This window comes from Paraburkholderia sp. GW821-FHT02A12 (genome assembly GCF_059422005.1).
This window is the reverse complement of record NZ_JBWKWA010000001.1, coordinates 1,647,390-1,665,242: the sequence shown is the minus strand read 5'-3', so window position 1 is coordinate 1,665,242 and position 17,853 is coordinate 1,647,390. Positions and strand designations below refer to the sequence as shown.

The 17,853-nt window shown below is 65.7% G+C and carries 12 protein-coding genes; 7 read left to right on the top strand and 5 right to left on the bottom strand.

Annotation, left to right across the window (positions count from 1 at the left end; genetic code table 11):
• Nucleotide 1: 1 nt before the first annotated feature.
• Nucleotides 2-2,053 carry a pseudouridine synthase gene (locus AC07WT_RS07385; protein WP_494946571.1) on the top strand — a complete coding sequence of 684 codons (2,052 nt, stop codon included), beginning with the start codon at nucleotides 2-4 and terminating at the stop codon, nucleotides 2,051-2,053.
• Between the two features lie 113 nt (nucleotides 2,054-2,166).
• On the opposite strand, the gene def is transcribed toward AC07WT_RS07385, so the two are convergent.
• The 5 genes from def to AC07WT_RS07360 form a co-directional block, all read right to left on the bottom strand.
• Complete coding sequence (def, locus tag AC07WT_RS07380; RefSeq protein ID WP_492590376.1) at nucleotides 2,167-2,700, bottom strand: peptide deformylase; 534 nt, start codon at nucleotides 2,698-2,700, stop codon at nucleotides 2,167-2,169.
• On the bottom strand, nucleotides 2,697-4,763 hold the full coding sequence (gene ligA / locus AC07WT_RS07375; protein WP_494946570.1) for an NAD-dependent DNA ligase LigA: 2,067 nt from the start codon (nucleotides 4,761-4,763) through the stop codon (nucleotides 2,697-2,699). Before ligA ends, def begins: the two co-directional genes overlap by 4 nt.
• Before the next feature lie 187 nt (nucleotides 4,764-4,950).
• Complete coding sequence (locus AC07WT_RS07370) at nucleotides 4,951-6,219, bottom strand: cell division protein ZipA C-terminal FtsZ-binding domain-containing protein (protein WP_492590378.1); 1,269 nt, start codon at nucleotides 6,217-6,219, stop codon at nucleotides 4,951-4,953.
• A gap of 110 nt (nucleotides 6,220-6,329) precedes the next feature.
• The gene (smc, locus tag AC07WT_RS07365; RefSeq protein ID WP_494946569.1) at nucleotides 6,330-9,848 is read right to left on the bottom strand and encodes a chromosome segregation protein SMC; all 3,519 of its coding nucleotides are present in this window, start codon (nucleotides 9,846-9,848) and stop codon (nucleotides 6,330-6,332) included.
• 149 nt (nucleotides 9,849-9,997) lie between these two features.
• On the bottom strand, nucleotides 9,998-11,008 hold the full coding sequence (locus AC07WT_RS07360; RefSeq protein WP_494946568.1) for a DMT family transporter: 1,011 nt from the start codon (nucleotides 11,006-11,008) through the stop codon (nucleotides 9,998-10,000).
• Between the two features lie 462 nt (nucleotides 11,009-11,470).
• On the opposite strand from AC07WT_RS07360, the gene dapC reads away from it, so the two are divergent.
• The 6 genes from dapC to cls all read left to right on the top strand — a co-directional run bounded on the left by dapC (nucleotide 11,471) and on the right by cls (nucleotide 17,833).
• Nucleotides 11,471-12,688 carry a succinyldiaminopimelate transaminase gene (gene dapC, locus AC07WT_RS07355; protein ID WP_494946567.1) on the top strand — a complete coding sequence of 406 codons (1,218 nt, stop codon included), beginning with the start codon at nucleotides 11,471-11,473 and terminating at the stop codon, nucleotides 12,686-12,688.
• A gap of 77 nt (nucleotides 12,689-12,765) precedes the next feature.
• Nucleotides 12,766-13,593 carry a 2,3,4,5-tetrahydropyridine-2,6-dicarboxylate N-succinyltransferase gene (gene dapD, locus AC07WT_RS07350; protein ID WP_054041009.1) on the top strand — a complete coding sequence of 276 codons (828 nt, stop codon included), beginning with the start codon at nucleotides 12,766-12,768 and terminating at the stop codon, nucleotides 13,591-13,593.
• Complete coding sequence (locus AC07WT_RS07345; RefSeq protein ID WP_492590382.1) at nucleotides 13,593-13,958, top strand: ArsC family reductase; 366 nt, start codon at nucleotides 13,593-13,595, stop codon at nucleotides 13,956-13,958. Before dapD ends, AC07WT_RS07345 begins: the two co-directional genes overlap by 1 nt.
• Before the next feature lie 175 nt (nucleotides 13,959-14,133).
• A complete protein-coding gene (gene dapE / locus AC07WT_RS07340; RefSeq protein ID WP_492590383.1) occupies nucleotides 14,134-15,273 on the top strand; it encodes a succinyl-diaminopimelate desuccinylase in 1,140 nt (379 codons plus the stop codon).
• 16 nt (nucleotides 15,274-15,289) lie between these two features.
• Nucleotides 15,290-16,174 (top strand): 50S ribosomal protein L3 N(5)-glutamine methyltransferase, encoded by an 885-nt coding sequence (prmB, locus tag AC07WT_RS07335; protein ID WP_492590384.1) that lies wholly within the window; start codon nucleotides 15,290-15,292, stop codon nucleotides 16,172-16,174.
• 219 nt (nucleotides 16,175-16,393) lie between these two features.
• Entirely contained in the window at nucleotides 16,394-17,833 is a 1,440-nt protein-coding gene (cls, locus tag AC07WT_RS07330; protein WP_494946566.1) for a cardiolipin synthase, read from the top strand.
• Nucleotides 17,834-17,853: the final 20 nt, after the last annotated feature.

Here is a 17,853-nt window from a genome sequence, read left to right as displayed (position 1 = left end):
CATGCGAGTCAAATTAACAGCCAAGCACCCGCGGCCGGCTTCGTCCGAACGCGCCCCTGTCCGTACCGGAAGCGCATCGGCGCGTAAGCCGACGCGCCCGGTGGGACCGAAGCCGTCGGCGTCCGCGACGGGTTTTAGCGGGGCGCGCGGTGAAGGCACAGCGGCGGGCGGCGGCAAGCGGCCAGCGGGCGCCGGCGCGCGTCCGGCGCGGGCCGAAGGGTCGTTTTCGCGTGAGCGGGACGCGGCCGGTACTGGCGCGGCGCGCCGGGCGACGTCGGATCGCCCGCCGCGGCGTGAGGGTGCGGGCGGTGTCCCGCGCCGGGCCGATGTTGAGCGTGGCGAACGGGCGCCGAGGCGATTTGACGGCGGCGCTGAACGTAGTGAACGAGCCCCACGCCGTGCAGAAGGCGAACGCAGCGAGCGTGCGCCGCGACGCTTCGAAGGCGGCGGTGATCGTAGCGAACGAGCTCCACGCCGGGCAGAAGGCGAACGCACCGAGCGTGCGCCGCGACGCTTTGAAGGCGGCGGCGATCGTAGCGAGCGCGCCCCACGCCGCTTTGAAGGCAGCGGCGATCGTAGCGAACGGGCGCCGCGACGCTTCGAAGGCGGATCGGATCGCGGTGAGCGCGCGCCGCGTCGTCCCGACGGCGAGCGGTCCGAGCGCGCCCCCCGCCGCTTCGAAGGCAGCGCGGATCGCAGTGAGCGTGCGCCGCGCAGTTTCGAAGGCAGCCGTGTGCCGCGTCGCGACGATGGCGAGCGTCGCTCATTCAGTGGTGCCCGCCCTGGTGCCGGCCGGCCGTCGGAAGGCGGACTGCGCCGTGAGCGCGATGCGTCCGATCGGCCGCGCTTCGGCAGCGACCGCGGCGCCCCGCAAGAGCGCCGCACCGGCGAGCGGCCGTCGCGCAGCGACAGCGCACCGCGCCGTTACGAAGGCGAGCGCGGCTCGTCCGATCGGGGTGAGCGCACATTCGCGAAACCCGTCAAAAGCGGTTACGGCGACCGCGCGGACCGACCCGCCCGCGCGCCACGCGACGACCGTGGTGGGCGTGGCGAGCGAGCGCCCGCAAAACGCGAATTCGGCGATCGGCCGCCGCGAGCCGAGCGCGGGGAGCGCACGGAACGTAACGACCGCCCTGCCCGCGGCTTCGACAAAGCACTGCCAGCCGCCGCACGCCGCTTCGGCGACAACGACCGCCCAGCACGCGCCGACAAGCCGCGCGGCCCGTCCTCAGCCAAAATTGAACGGGACGCCGACGCCTCGCCGCGCACACCGCGCCGCGATTACGAAGATGCGCCAGGCACCTTGCGCTTGTCGAAGCTGATGTCCGAACTCGGCCTGTGTTCGCGCCGCGAAGCCGACGAATGGATCGAAAAAGGCTGGGTACTGGTCGACGGCGAGCGGATCGACACGCTCGGCACCAAGGTTCGTTCGGATCAGCGAATCGAGATCGACCCCGCCGCCGAGGCCGCGCAGGCGAGCCAGGTGACGGTCCTGATTCACAAGACCGTGGGTTTCGTGTCGGGCCAGGCGGAAGACGGCTATCAGCCGGCCATCACGCTGGTTACGCCGGAAAACCGCTGGGAAGGCGACCGCTCGGACATTCGCTTCTCCGTTGCGCATCTGCGCCAACTCGCGCCGGCCGGACGTCTGGACATCGATTCGACGGGCCTGCTGGTGCTGACGCAGGACGGCCGCATCGCCAAGCAGTTGATAGGCGGCCATTCGGAGATCGACAAGGAGTATCTGGTGCGCGTGTCGTACGGCGAGCACACCACCGACGTCGAAAGCCATTTCCCGCCGGAAAGCCTCGCGCTGCTTCGCCACGGCCTCTCGCTCGACGACGTGCCGCTGAAGCCTGCGCAGGTCAGCTGGCAAAACGGCGAGCAGCTGCGTTTCGTGCTGCGCGAAGGCAAGAAGCGCCAGATCCGCCGCATGTGCGAGCTGGTCGGCCTCGAAGTGATCGGCCTGAAGCGCGTGCGGATGGGCCGCGTGATGCTGGGCGCGCTGCCGCCGGGTCAATGGCGCTACCTGTCGCCGGACGAGTCGTTCTGACCCCAGGCGCGTAAGGCCGGCTTGAGGCTCACCCAACAAAAAACCCACGCAAATGCGTGGGTTTTTTTTCCCGGCAGCTCGATGATCCGACCGCCGCCGGATAAAAAGCGGCATCAATCGTCACTATTCGGGTCCAGATCCGGAAATAGAACTTCCGTGAAGCCGAACTGCGAGAAATCGGTGATCCGCATCGGATACAGTTTGCCGATCAGGTGATCGCACTCATGTTGCACGACGCGCGCGTGGAAGCCTTCGGCGACGCGATCGATCGGCTTGCCATACTGATCGAAGCCGTGATACCGGATCATCGAAAACCGGCTGACCGCACCTCGCAGTCCCGGCACCGACAGACAGCCTTCCCACCCCTCTTCCATATCCAGCGAAACGGGCGTGATGGTCGGATTGATCAGCACCGTCTCCGGCACCGGCGGCGCGTCCGGATAGCGCTCGCTGTGCCCGAAGCCGAAGATCACCACCTGCAGATTGACGCCGACCTGCGGCGCGGCGAGCCCCGCGCCGTTCGCGTCGTGCATGGTCTCGAACATGTCTTTCACGAGTTCATGCAGTTCGGGCGTGTCGAAGTGATCGACCGGATCAGCAATACGCAGAAGGCGCGGATCGCCCATCTTGAGAATTTCTCGGATCATAACTGCCCCTCCAGGAGCTTGCGCATACCATCTTCGTCGAGTACGGGGATGCCGAGTTCCTCCGCCTTTGCAAGCTTGCTGCCTGCTTCGACGCCGGCCACCACGTAATCGGTTTTCTTCGACACCGAACCGGCCACTTTGGCGCCGGCCGCTTCGAGCATTTCTTTCGCCTCTTCGCGGGCGAGCGTCGGCAAGGTGCCCGTCAGCACGACCGACTTGCCAGCCAGTATGCCTTGCGGCGCCTTCGGTGCGGGCGGCCCTTCCGGCCATGTGACCTTGCCGGGCGCGCGCAGTTGCTCGATCACTGTGCGATTGTGCTCTTCGGCGAAAAACTGATGAATCGACTCGGCGACCACCGGCCCGACATCGTTTACCTCCAGCAAGGCCTCGACCGACGCGTCCATGATCGGATCCAGCGAGCCGAAATGTTTGGCCAGGTCTTTCGCCGTCGATTCGCCGACGTGGCGGATGCCGAGCGCGTAGATAAAACGCGCCAGCGTGGTGTGCTTGGCTTTTTCGAGCGAGTCGAGCAGATTCTGCGCGGATTTCTCGGCGAAACGGTCGAGCTCGGCGAGCGTCGCAAAGCCGAGGTTGAACAGATCGGCAGGCGTGCGCACCAGATTCTGCTCGACCAGCTGGTCGATGATCTTTTCGCCGAGCCCGTCGATATCCAGCGCGCGACGCTGCGCGAAGTGCCACAGCGCCTGCTTGCGTTGCGCGGGACAGAACAGGCCGCCCGTGCAGCGGGCAATCGCCTCGTCCGGCAACCGTTCGATGCTCGAGCCGCACACCGGGCAGTGCGTGGGCATGACGAACTCGCGGGCGTCGTCTGGACGCCGGTCGAGCAGCGCGCTCACCACCTCCGGAATCACGTCGCCGGCACGCCGCACAATCACCGTATCGCCGATACGGATGTCTTTGCGGCGCACTTCGTCTTCATTGTGCAGGGTCGCGTTCGTCACCGTCGCGCCGCCGACGAAGACCGGCTCCAGCCGCGCGACCGGCGTGATCGCGCCGGTGCGGCCGACCTGCACGTCGATCGCGACGAGTTTGGTGAGCGCTTCCTGCGCGGGGAATTTGTGCGCCAACGCGAAACGCGGCGCGCGCGACACGAAGCCGAGCGCGTCCTGCTCATCGCGCCGGTTGACCTTGTAGACCACGCCGTCGATGTCGTATGGCAAGCTATCGCGCTTCTCGCCCACCGCATGAAAAAATCCCAGCAGGCCGTCGGCGCCTTGCACCACTGCTCGCTCGCCATTGACCGGCAAGCCGAGTTCCTTGTACCAGTCGAGCAGTCCGCTATGCGTGGCCGGCATCTCGATGCCTTCGAGCACGCCGATGCCATACGCGAAAAACGACAGCGGCCGCTGTGCGGTGATCTTCGAATCGAGTTGCCGCAAACTGCCGGCCGCGGCATTGCGCGGGTTGGCGAATTCCTTTTGCTCCGCGGCCCGCTGACGTTCGTTCAGGCGCTCGAAGTCGCGCTTGAACATCAGCACTTCGCCGCGCACGTCGAGCACGCGCGGCACGCGTTTGCCTTTGAGCTTCAGCGGAATGGAACGGATCGTGCGGACGTTTTCGGTGACGTTCTCGCCGGTGGCGCCGTCGCCGCGCGTGGACGCCTGCACGAAATTGCCGTCGACGTAACGCAGCGAGATGGCGAGGCCGTCGAACTTCAGCTCGGTAGCGTAATCGACCGGCACCGGCGGCTCGCTCGCATTCTTGCCGAGTGCATCGCCGACGCGTTTGTCGAACGCAATGATGTCTTCGTCCGCGAAGCCGTTGTTCAGCGACAGCATCGGCTGATCGTGCACGACCGGCTCGAAGCCGCTCGCCGCCTCGCCGCCCACACGCTGGGTGGGCGAATCCGGCACGATCAGATCTGGATGGTCCGTCTCGATCTGTTGCAGCGCCTTGAAGAGCTTGTCGTATTCCGCATCCGGCAAGTCAGGCTGGTCGAGCACGTAGTACGCGTAGTTGGCGCGTTCGAGTTCCGCGCGCAGCCACGCGGCCCGCTCTGCCGGAGCGCTGGTTGCTGAATTGGAGACGGGGGTTCGGGCCATGCTGTCGGAAGGTTCTTTGTGAAATTCAGACATTGGATTATCGCAGGAAAGCGTGCCCCTTTACATCGGCCGAACGACCAGTTTCGAGTGTTCGACGGCCGCGCGAGGCGCCGCCTGAAGCCCCGCCTCCAATGACAACGGCCGCACATCGTGCGGCCGTCGAATACAACATGAAAAAACAGGAACGTTACTGGCTGAAGAGGCGGCGCGTCGCGGGCGAACCGGCCGGAATGCCCGCCTGTTCGAGCTTCGCGTAGAGCGTCATCAACTGCTTCTCGATCGCCAGCAACGCGGTTTCCGGCAACGGCCGCCGGCCGTCGTCGACCACCCGCCCGCCGATGCGCTCGGCCAGCGATTTCGCGTAGTCGCACATCAGACGGAACGGCAGGATGTCTTCATCGGCCACCGGCACGTCGAGCACCAGCGTGATCATCTGGCCGCCCTTGTAGGTGAGGTCGTCGCGCAGGAAGTTGGTGTCGCCGAATTGCAGCATGAACACCGGGCTCTGCTTCGCGTCGAGCTTGACGAAGCGCGTGCCGTCGCGCGACAGCAGCAGGCCGTCTTGCGAGGCGATCGCCTGCACGTAGTTGGCCGACCACGGCGCGCCGTCGGAGAGCACGTTGATCGACAGTTGTGCGTCGCACTGCGCGGCAAAGCCGTCCAGTTCGCGCGCCATCGCGACCGTTTCGAGCATGTCGGGGAATTCCGGCGACGCGTCGAGCGCGTCGGCAAACTGCTGCACGCCGGTCACGAACTCCGAGAACTCCAGCTCATTGAGCGCTCCGCTGCGATTGGCCAACTGCGCGGCCGCGCGCAACTCTTCGTAGCGCGCGCCGTTTTGCAGCAGTTCCCACGCCCCGCCTTCAAGCTGGCCTTCGATATGCACCGGCTTGCTGCCGGCGCGGCGCAGGCGCTGCGCGAGCGGAATCACCTTGTCGCCGGCCACCGGACCGTTCAGGCGAATCGGCACGATACAGTCGATGCGGCGATCGACGATAGCGGGCGGCGCCGACGAAATCGTCGTGGCGGCCGGCAGGATCGGTTCGACCGGCTCGCCGGCTTTGGCAGCCTTGCCGCCCTTAGCCGCGTGACCGCCTTCCGCAGCCGCCACGCCTTCGGCTTCGGGATAGCCGTTCGGCGTAGTCGTCTCCGCCTGAATATCGGCCGGCGTATCGAGCGGTGCGGCGGCTGCACCGAAAGTCGGTTCGACGCGCGCCGCCGTTTCCACAACCGCATCGGAACCCACCACCGGCTCGCGGCGCGTGGTCGGCCGGGCCGGCTCGATGAACGGGCTCTGTTCCTGCTGATCGTCCCGCGCCAGCGTTTCGGCAGCGTCGGCCGGCATCGGCCGCGGCATCTTGCGGCGCACTTTCGCGCCCTGCCAGGCGTTGTACACGACCACGCCCCCGACCACCACGGCACCCGCGCCGATCAAACCGAGTGTCAACTCGTCCATGCATGCTCCATCAGCAATTCTTCTGTCTGCGCGGCTATGCGCCCGCCCCACGTGCCGCGCGGCCGGCAGCCGCTGCGGTGAACGCGGACGCCCGCGCGGCTTTTCTTAACTTAAACGATATTCTGGGCGAAACCGGCGGCCGTTTCCATGTCCACCGCCACGATCCGCGATACGCCCTGCTCCTGCATGGTCACGCCGATCAGCTGCTGCGCCATTTCCATCGCGATCTTGTTGTGCGAAATGAACAGGAACTGGGTTTTGTGCGACATCGCGCGCACCAGGTTCGCGAAGCGTTCCGTGTTGGCGTCGTCGAGCGGCGCGTCCACTTCGTCGAGCAGACAGAACGGCGCGGGATTCAGCTGGAACATCGCGAACACCAGCGCGGTGGCGGTCAGCGCTTTTTCGCCGCCCGACAACAAGTGGATCGTCGAATTCTTCTTGCCCGGCGGTTGCGCCATCACCTGCACGCCGGCGTCGAGAATTTCGTCGCCGGTCATGATCAGCCTGGCCTGGCCGCCGCCGAACAGGCGCGGGAACAGTTCGCCGAAATGACGGTTCACTTCGTCGAAGGTGCCTTGCAGCAGCGTGCGCGTTTCGCCGTCGATCTTGCGGATCGCGTCTTCGAGCGTTTCGATCGCGTCGGTCAGGTCGGCCGATTGCGAATCGAGGAACATCTTGCGCTCGCTCGCCGCCTTCAACTCGTCGAGCGCGGCCATGTTGACCGGGCCGAGCGCAGTGATCGCGTTGTTGATCCGCGTGACCTCGCCTTGCAGGTACGACGGCTTCATGTCCGGCGTCAGCTTAGCCTGCAGCTCGGCTTCATCGACCCCGGCCGTGGCCAGTTGCTCGATGAACTGCTCGCCGTTCAGGCGCGCGGCCTGTTCCTTCAGCTGCAACTCATTGATGCGGTCGCGCAGCGGCTGCAACGCGCGCTCGGCAGTCAGACGGGTCTCGTCGGCTGCGCGCAGCTTGGCAGTCAGGTCGTCGAGTTCGAGGCGCGCGGCGTGCAACGCTTCTTCCTTGACCGCGCGGATGTCGAGCGCGTCCTGCAAGCCGGTGTGCGCGGTCTGCTCGTTGATCGTCTCCAGCTCGGCGCGCGCGTCTTCCAGCGATGCGGCCACACGTTCGCTCTGCTCATGTGCGACCTGGATGCTGCGCTTCAATTCGTCGATGCGGTTCGCCATGTTGCGCGCGGCGAAGCGCGCGTCGGTGGCGGCACGGTCGAGATCGCGCGATTGCGCACGCGCAGCGGTCAGTTCTTCGTCGAGCGCTTCGAAGGCCATCTGGTGATCTTCAAAACGCGCCTGCAATTCGGCGAGTTCCGCGTCATGGCGCTCGAAGTTCGCTTCCGACTCGGTGCGCATCGCGCGTTGCTCTTCGATCTGCGCGGTGATTTCTTCGAGTTCTTCGCGGATCTGCGTGCTGCGCTGCGTGTAGCGCTCGTGCGCTTGCGTGAGCTTGAGCACGTCCATCTGCAACGCGTGGACACGTTGCGTCGCGCGCTCCGACTGCTGGCGCACATCGGTCAGTGCTTGCGCGGCTTGCGTGTGAGCGGCTTCGGCGCGGATCGCGGCGGTCTTTGCCTCGTCGGCGAGCAAGGCCTGGGCGCGCACCTGACGCGTCAGGTTTTCGATTTCCTGCTGACGGGCCAGCATGCCGGCCTGTTCGGAATCGGCGGCATACAGTTGCACGCCGACGCGCGTCACCACATGTCCGGCCTTGACGACGAACGAGCCGCCTTCCGGCAGCTGCGAGCGCATCGCGAGCGCTTGCGCCAGATCGTCGGCGACGAACGCGAGGCCGAGCCAGTCGTTCAGCACCGCGCGCAAACCGGCGTCGTCGATGCGAACCAGCGACAGCAGCGGGCGCAATGCGGGCGGCGTAGCGGCCGGCTGAGCGGCCAAAGGCGGCGCGTAGAAAGCGAGCTTGGCGGGCGGCGCATCGGTGGCGAACGCCTTGACCCAGTCGAGATTCGACACTTCCAGCGCGGCGAGCCGCTCGCGCAGCACCGCCTCGAGCGCGGTTTCCCAACCGGCTTCGACATGCAGCTTCTTCCACAGACGCGGCAGGCCGTTCAGCTCGTGCTTCTCGAGCCACGGCTGGATCTTGCCTTCGGTCTGGACGTTTTCCTGCAGCTGCTTGAGCGCGGCAAGGCGTGCGTCGAGCTGATGAATCTGCGCGCTTTCCGACTGCACGCGCTCCTGCGCGGCGCGCCGTTCGCCATCGAGGCGTGGCAGCGTTTCCTGCGCGTCGGCCAAACGGGCCTGGGCGTCATGGAGGATTTCTTCGTGCTCGGCGAGCTGCATGCGCAGGTCTTCGAGCTGCGCTTCGTCGGGGGCATCGAGACCGCCCGCTTCCGACTTCAGCCGCTCGTGACGCTGCTGCAACTGCTGCAATTGCTGGTCGGCATTGCGCTGATGCGCGGCTTCGAGCTTCAACGCCTGTTCGGTCTGCGCGATACCGCCGCGCTCGGCGTTCAACTCGGTCTGCGCATCGCGCCAGCGCGCTTCGAGCGCCGGCAACGCGTCGTGCTTCGCGGCGGCTTCGTCTTCGGCCAGCGCGGCTTTTTCTTCGGCGACGGCGAGTTGTTCCTCAGCGTCTTCGAGATCGCCTTGCGCCTTTTCGGCCTGCGACAGCCACTGCTCGCGCTGCGCGGTCAGCGCCGCGATCTGCGCCTGCACGCGGTTGCGCGATTCGACGATGAACCTGATTTCGGCCTCAAGGCGGCTGACTTCGGCATTCGCCTCGTACAGCGCGCCTTGCGCGCCTTGCATCGCGTCGCTCGCTGAGTAATGCGCGACGCGCAGCGTTTCGAGCTGCGCTTCGACTTCGCGCAGCTTCGCAGTTTGTGCTTCGAGGTCGATCTGCGCCTGTTCGATCGCGCGCTGCTGGCGTTCCTGCTCGCTGCCGGCTTCGTTCTTGCGCAACAGCCACAACAGACGCTGCTTCTCTTCGCCGTCGGTCTGCAATTCCTTGTAGCGCGTGGCGACCACCGCCTGCGCTTCCAGCTTTTCGAGGTTCGTCCCCAGTTCGCGGACGATGTCCTCGACCCGCGTCAGGTTCTCGCGCGTGTCGTGCAGACGGTTCTCGGTCTCGCGGCGGCGCTCCTTGTATTTCGACACGCCCGCGGCTTCTTCGAGAAACACGCGCAGCTCTTCCGGCTTCGCCTCGATCAGGCGCGCGATCATGCCCTGCCCGATGATCGCGTAAGCGCGCGGCCCGAGACCGGTGCCGAGGAAGATGTCCTGGATGTCGCGGCGGCGCGCCGGCAGGTTGTTGATGTAGTAGCTCGAGGTGCCGTCGCGCGTCAGCACGCGCTTGACGGCGATTTCGCCATACTGGCCCCACTGCCCTGCGGCGCGGCCGTCGGCGTTGTCGAACACGAGTTCGACGCTGGCGCGGCTACCCGGCTTGCGCGCGGTCGAGCCGTTGAAGATCACGTCCTGCATCGACTCGCCGCGCAGCTCGGAGGCGCGCGATTCGCCGAGCACCCAGCGCACGGCGTCGATGATGTTGGACTTGCCGCACCCATTGGGACCGACCACACCGACTAATTGGCCCGGAACCTGGAAATGCGTGGGATCGACGAATGACTTGAAGCCAGCGAGTTTGATCGAGGTCAGACGCACGGCAATATCGCTGATTGAAAAGGGAAAATAAAGGTGGCTCGCGAAAGCCGCGCAAGCCGTTTGCCGATGCGGCGAAACGGCCCGTGAAGCCCCCGCGATACGGGCGCCAATCGCACGCGGTCAAGCGCGCGTCAGCCAATGAGGGGCAATCATACCATCGCGCGTGGACGGTTCTTACCGTCCTTACGGTCGGCGTTGTGGTCGGCGTTGTGGTCGGTGTTGTGGTCAGTACCCGGGCCGGCCTCCCGATTGGTCTGATCAGCCGGTCCGGCTCCGGTTCGATGCACCCAGCTGGACAAGGCGGAGGCCAGCACGATGCACGCGCCGCCCGCCCATTCGCGCGGACCGGGCGTCTCGCCGGCAAAGAACCACGCGGACAAGGCCGTGATCACGATCTCGAACAGCATGATGATCGAGGCCCGGTTGGCCGGCACGCGCGCAAGACCGTACTGCACCAGCATATTGTTCGACGCCAGCAGGAAACCGAGGCCGAGCACCAGTAGCGCGGCCGTGCCGAGCTGCGCGCCGGCGGGCGGCGCCGGCATCGCTTCGAACAGCGACGCACACGCGCTGAAAATCGCCGCGCCGCCGAAAATTGTCGCGGTACGCATTTCGGGCTTCATCCCGGGCAGCACGCGGCTCGTCTTCAGGATCAGCACATTGCTCATCGCGAAGCCCATGCCGCCGGCGAGGCCCGCCCATTCGGCGAGATTGCCGGGCACCGGGATGCCCAGTTGCGGCGACCACAGCATCGCCATCGCGCCCGCCAGCGACAGCGCGGCAAGACCCGCGCCCGACCACGTCAGCCGTTCTTGCAGGATGAAATGCGCGAACAGCGCGGTCCATGCGGGGGTGAGATAGAACAGCAGCAGCACGCGCATCACCTGCCCGTGGATCGAACCCCACACGAAGCCGAGATTGGTGATGCCCGCTGTAAGCGCCAGGGCCGGCAGCAGCCAGTGCCAGCGCACCGTCTTCAGTGCACTGCGGCGTACCAGCAGCACGAACAGACAACCGGCGCCGCTCGTCAGCGCGCTCGCCGCCGTGCCGGTTACGCCAAGTGCCGACAGCGTGCGCAGCGGATACCAGATCATGCCCCAGACCGACGCGCCCAGCATGATCGCGAGCGTCGGCCAACCATTGCGAAGCCAGTTGGTCATGGCGCGGCGCTCCCGCTGCTGTAGCGGCCGTCAGTGCTATTGCGGCTTTTGCCGGTTGTGCCGCCGGCGGCGGCGCGTTCGCGCCAGATTCGTCCGGACCTCGATCCGAAACGTGTCCCGAAACGTGTCTCGATTGTTGTGACGTACATTGCTGCTCCTGCTTCCTTTCACGCGAACCGTCCGCGGTTCGCGTCGTTCCCGCTGCTGCGCATTGCCTGCGCTGCCTGGCGGGTTGCGCCGGGGTGCGCCGCTTCCTGCGCGCGAGGCGCGCCGCACGGCTGCTGTGCGTCCGACGGCGGGCGCCGCCCGGGGGCGCCCCACGCCTGGCGCGCCCGGCTATAATCATCCGTTCGTCGCCGCTGCCGGCCGTTGCGCGTGTTTCATGCGATTCATTCGTTTGGCGCCAGCGCGCGCACCCTGCATTCCCTCTGCGCCCATCCTCGATCAGGCCCGATCCGCCCCGTGAACCCGCTACTCGACTCCCTTCAGCCCTATCCGTTCGAAAAGCTGCGCGCGCTTTTCAAGGACATCACGCCGCCGGCCGGCCTCGCGCACATCAGCTTCGGCATCGGCGAGCCGAAACATCCCACGCCGGCGCTGATTCGCGACGCCGTGGTCGCCTCGCTCGGCGGTTTGTCGGCGTATCCGGCGACCATCGGTTCGTTGCCGCTGCGCGAGTCGATTGCAAAATGGGCCACGCAGCGCTACCACCTGCCGCCGGTCGATCCGGCCACCCAGGTGCTGCCAGTGTCGGGCTCGCGCGAAGCGCTTTTTGCGCTGGCACAAACGGTGATCGCCCCAAAACGGAAGGCGTCGGGCGAGCCTGCGATCGTACTCTGTCCGAACCCGTTCTACCAAATCTACGAAGGCGCGGCGATCCTGGCGGGCGCCCAGCCGTACTTCGTCAATAGCGACCCGGCGCGCAATTTCGCCTGCGACTATTCGGCGGTGCCGGCAGACATCTGGGCCCGCACGCAGCTGCTGTACGTGTGCTCGCCGGGCAATCCGACCGGCGCGGTGCTGACGCTGGACGACTGGCGCGAGCTGTTCGCGCTGTCGGACCGCTACGGCTTCGTGATCGCGTCGGACGAGTGCTACTCGGAAATCTACTTCGACGAGGCCAACCCGCCGCTCGGCGGCCTGGAAGCGGCGCACAAGCTCGGTCGCGGCTTCGAGCGCCTCGTGATGCTGTCGAGCCTGTCCAAGCGCTCGAACGTGCCCGGCATGCGCTCGGGTTTCGTGGCCGGCGACGCGGCGATCCTCAAGGATTTCCTGCTATACCGGACATACCACGGCGCGGCCTTGTCGACCGTGTTCCAGAGTGCCAGCATCGCTGCCTGGAACGACGAGGCGCACGTGCGCGAGAACCGCGCGAAGTATGTGCAGAAGTTTTTCACTGTGACGCCGATGCTCGCGAAGGTGCTCGACGTACGCCTGCCGGACGCCGCGTTCTACCTGTGGGCCGACGTGTCGCGCACGGGCCTCACGGACACCGAGTTCGCCCAGCGCCTTTACGCCGACTATAATGTGACGGTTCTGCCGGGCTCGTTCCTCGCGCGCACCGCGCACGGCGTGAATCCCGGCCGCAATTTTGTGCGCATGGCGCTTGTCGCCGATGTCGACGAATGCACGCAAGGCGCACAGCGAATCGTCGATTTTTGCCGCGCGTTGGCGGGTTGAGTTGCGGGTTGAGTTCCGTAACCAGCCCCGCACCGCCTCCCCTTCTTCAGACTTCAACTCTTCGATAAAGCACGCATATGTCGCAACAACTTCAGCAGATCATTGACACCGCCTGGGAAAACCGCGCCGACCTGTCGCCGAAAGCCGCCCCGGCCGAAGTGCGCGAAGCCGTCGCGCACGCGATCGAGCAACTGGACAAGGGCGCGCTGCGCGTCGCAGAAAAGAAGGACGGCGACTGGGTCGTCAATCAATGGCTGAAGAAAGCCGTGCTGCTGTCGTTCCGTCTGGAAGACAACGTGGTGCAACCAGCCGGCGGTTACTCACAGTTCTACGACAAAGTGCCGTCGAAGTTCGCCAACTACACCGCTGAAGACTTCGCCGCCGGCGGCTTCCGGGTCGTGCCGCCCGCCATCGCGCGCCGCGGCTCGTTCATCGCGAAGAACGTCGTGCTGATGCCGTCGTACACCAACATCGGCGCATATGTCGACGAAGGCACGATGGTCGACACGTGGGCGACCGTCGGTTCGTGCGCGCAGATCGGCAAGAACGTCCACCTGTCGGGCGGCGTGGGCATCGGCGGCGTGCTGGAGCCGCTGCAGGCCAATCCGGTCATCATCGAAGACAACTGCTTCATCGGCGCGCGTTCGGAAGTCGTGGAAGGCGTGATCGTCGAAGAGAACTCGGTGATCTCGATGGGCGTGTACCTCGGCCAGAGCACCAAGATTTACGACCGCGAAACCGGCGAAGTCACGTACGGCCGCATTCCGGCGGGCTCGGTGGTGGTGGCGGGCAACCTGCCGTCGAAGGACGGCTCGCATAGCCTCTACTGCGCCGTGATCGTCAAGAAGGTCGACGCCAAAACGCGTGCGAAGGTCGGCCTGAACGAGCTGCTGCGAGGCGATTGATGGCGCGCGGCACCAAAACCGTCGTCTACGGCATCCCGAACTGCGACACCGTGAAGAAGGCCCGCGTGTGGCTGGAAGAGCACGGCGTCGAGTTCGAGTTTCACGACTTCAAGAAGGCCGGCGTGACCGAGCCGCTCGTGCAGGACTGGCTGAAAGACGTCAAGCTCGACGCGTTGCTGAACCGTCGCGGCACCACGTGGCGCGGGCTGTCGGACGACATGAAGTCGGCGGCGGATACGCAGCCGGGCGCGATCGCGCTGATGATCCACAAGCCGTCGGTGATCAAGCGGCCGGTGCTGGTCGTCAACGGCCGCGTCAAGTCGCTCGGTTTTTCCGCGGACGAATACGCCACGCTGTTCGCCTGATCGGCAGGGTGATTTCGAACGCGACAAAGAAGCAAAGCGCAGGTTAAACGCAAGTTAGGCGCAGATAAAGCGCAGATAAGCGCGGCCTCGCCGCGTTGCTCAAAAGCTGTTGCCGGCTGCGGTGCTCAACCGCCAGCCGGCATTTTTTCATTTCAAAGTGGCTTGTACTGAATCCATGTCCGGCACCCTCGCCCTTACCGAACAACTGATCGCGCGTGCGTCCGTCACGCCCGACGACCAGCATTGCCAGCGCCTCCTGATCGAGCGCCTGTCCGCGCTCGGCTTCGAGCACGAGACCATCGAATCGAACGGCGTGACCAACCTGTGGGCCGTCAAACGCGGCGTCGACGGCACCCGCGGCAAGCTGCTCGTGTTCGCCGGCCACACGGACGTCGTGCCGACCGGCCCGCTCGAACAATGGAATTCGGCGCCGTTCGAGCCGACCCATCGCGACGGCAAACTGTACGGGCGCGGCGCGGCGGACATGAAGACGTCGATCGCCGGCTTCGTGGTGGCAAGCGAAGAGTTCGTCGCGGCGCACCCCGCGCACCGCGGCTCGATCGCATTCCTGATCACGAGCGACGAAGAAGGCCCCGCCACCGACGGCACCGTCAAGGTCGTCGACGCGTTGCAAGCGCGCGGCGAACGCCTCGACTATTGCATCGTCGGCGAGCCGACCTCGAGCACACAGTTCGGCGACACCGTGAAGAACGGCCGGCGCGGCTCGATGTCGGGCAAGCTGATCGTCAAGGGCGTGCAGGGCCATATTGCGTATCCGCATCTGGCGAAAAATCCGGTGCACCTGCTCGCGCCCGCGCTGGCCGAGCTGGTCGCCGAACGCTGGGACGACGGCAACGAATACTTCCCGCCGACCACCTGGCAAGTGTCGAACATTCACAGCGGCACCGGCGCGAGCAACGTGATCCCGGGCCACGCCGACATGCTGTTCAACTTCCGCTTTTCGACGGCGAGCACGGTCGAAGGTTTGCAGGCACGCGTGCACGCGATCCTCGACAGGCACAACCTGGAGTACGACCTGCAGTGGGCCGTGAGCGGCCTGCCGTTCCTCACGCCGCGCGGCGATCTGTCGAACGCGCTCGCCAAGGCGATCGAGGACGAGACCGGCATTGCGACCGAACTGTCCACCACCGGCGGCACCTCGGACGGCCGCTTCATTGCGCGCATCTGCGACCAGGTGGTCGAATTCGGCCCGCTGAACGCCAGCATCCACAAGATCGACGAGCATATCGAAGTCGCTCACATCGAGCCGCTGAAGAACGTGTATCGCCGCGTGCTCGAACAACTGATCGCCTGACCAAGGACTATTTGCGATGACGCTCCCGTTTTCCACCGTCCGCGACCTGCTGCGTTTCGCGGTGTCGCGCTTCAATCAGGCCGGGCTGTCGTTCGGCCACGGCTCGGCCAACGCTTACGACGAAGCCGCTTATCTGGTCCTGCACACGCTGCATTTGCCGCTCGATCTGCTGGAGCCGTTTCTCGACGCGCGTTTGAGCGCGGACGAAATCGACGCCGTGCTCAACGTGATCGAGCGCCGCGCCGGCGAACGCGTGCCGGCCGCGTACATCACGCAGGAAGCGTGGATGCACGGCTTTCGCTTCCACGTGGACGAACGCGTGATCGTGCCGCGCTCGTTCATCGGCGAACTGCTGCAGGACGGCCTGCAACCGTACGTGGAAGATCCCGAGCAGGTCGGCGCAGTGCTCGAACTGTGCACCGGCTCCGGCTGTCTCGCGATTCTCGCGGCGCACGCGTTCCCGAATGCGGATATCGACGCCGTCGATCTGTCGGCGCCCGCGCTCGAAGTCGCGACGCGCAACGTGACGGACTACCACCTCGATGACCGCATCGCGCTGTTCGAAGGCGATCTGTACGCACCGCTCGCCGAGCGCCGCTACGACGTGATCATCAGCAATCCGCCGTATGTGAACGCGGCGTCGATGCAGACCTTGCCCGCCGAGTACAAGCACGAGCCGGACATGGCGCTGGCAGGCGGCGCGGACGGCATGGACATCGTGCGCCGGATCATCGGCGAAGCGCGCAACTGGCTAACCGAAAACGGCGTGCTGGTGGTCGAAATCGGCAACGAGCGCGCGAACGTCGAGGCGGCGTTCGGCGGCCTCGACCTCGTCTGGCTGTCGACCAGCGCCGGCGACGACAACGTGTTCCTGATCCAGGCCGCGGATCTGCCGGTCTGACGCTTCATCGCTTCAGCCGGCGATGCGCGCGGCGGCATCTCAACGTCCGTCGCGCGCAACGTGCCTCCCTTCCCGCTGTTTTGCCGCACTGCGGTAAATCAAGCAGACGTTTGTCCGTAACGCACCCCCAACGCGTGCGCGTTCGGTAAGATGGGCGCGGTCGGCTGCCCACGGCGGCTTCAAGCCGCCCGGCAGCACCCCGAAACCCATCAGCCGCCTATGCAATTCGACCTGCTTCACATCGGCCCGCTGGTCGTCCTCGCCCACATCCTCGGCGGGATCGCCGCGTGCCATGCGATTCTCAACACCCGCACGTCGCAAGGCGCGATCGCGTGGGCAGTGTCGCTGGTCGCGATGCCCTATTTGACGCTGGTGCCGTACCTGTTCCTTGGCCGCAGCAAGTTTGAGGGCTACGCGGACGCCCGCCGCGTCGAGAACGAACTGCTGCGCACACGCTCACATCCGCTGGAATGGGACACGCAAGACTCTTCAGCGGGCCTGCCCACGGAGGAACTCGGCGCAAGCTTCGTGCATTCGTTGACGCGTCTCGGCGGCATGCCGTTCCTGTCGGGCAATTCGGTACGCACGCTGGTGAACGGCGAAGCGACCTTCGAGGCGATCTTCGAAGCGATCGAAGGCGCGCGCCACTACGTGATCGTGCAATTCTTCATCGTGCGCGACGACGCGCTCGGCGAGATGTTCAAGGACGCGCTGATCGCGAAAGCGCAGCAAGGCGTGCGCGTCTACTTTCTGTACGACAGCATCGGCAGCTTCGATCTGCCCCACCGCTACGTAGCGGCACTGCGCGCAGCCGGCGTCGAGACGCATCCGTTCGCCACCAATCGCCGCTTCGTCAACCGTTTGCAACTGAACTTCCGCAATCACCGCAAGATCGTCTCGGTCGACGGCGAGCGCGCGTTTGTCGGCGGACACAACGTCGGCGTCGAGTATCTGGGCGGCAAGCCGCCGCTTTCGCCATGGCGCGATACGCATATCGAAGTGCGCGGCCCGGCGGTTGCCAGCATCCAGTTCGTGTTTACCGAAGACTGGCATTGGGCGACCCAGCAGTTGCCGGCGTTCGACGTCCCGCCGTTCGAACCGGCCGGCGCAGGCATGCATTGCCTCGTGATGCCGAGCGGTCCGGCCGACAAGCAGGAGACCTGTTCGCTCTTCTTCGTCGAAGCGATCAGCGCGGCGCGCGAGCGGATCTGGATCACCACGCCCTACCTCGTGCCCGACGAGGCGGTGTTCGCGGCGTTGCGGCTTGCGGCCCTGCGCGGCGTGGACGTGCGCATCCTGATTCCGAGCCGGCGCGACCATCTCGTCGTGTTCGAAGCGTCGAAACTCTATGCATACGACTCGGTGCGCGCAGGCATCCGGATCTTCCGCTACCAACCGGGCTTCCTGCATCAGAAAGTCGTGCTGATCGACGGCGTGGCCGCCGCAATAGGCAGCGCCAATCTCGACAACCGCTCGTTCCGCCTGAACTTCGAGATCATGGTGATGACGGTAGACCGCGGTTTTGCCAAAGAAGTCGAAGCGATGCTACTGAAGGATTTCGCCCAGTCGCTCGAAATCGACCGCAACGATTACCGGCAAGCGAGCGCGTTGCGGCGCGTGCTGATGCACGTCGCGCGGTTGTTCTCGCCGATCCTGTAGCCGCCGCGCTGCCCGACTGC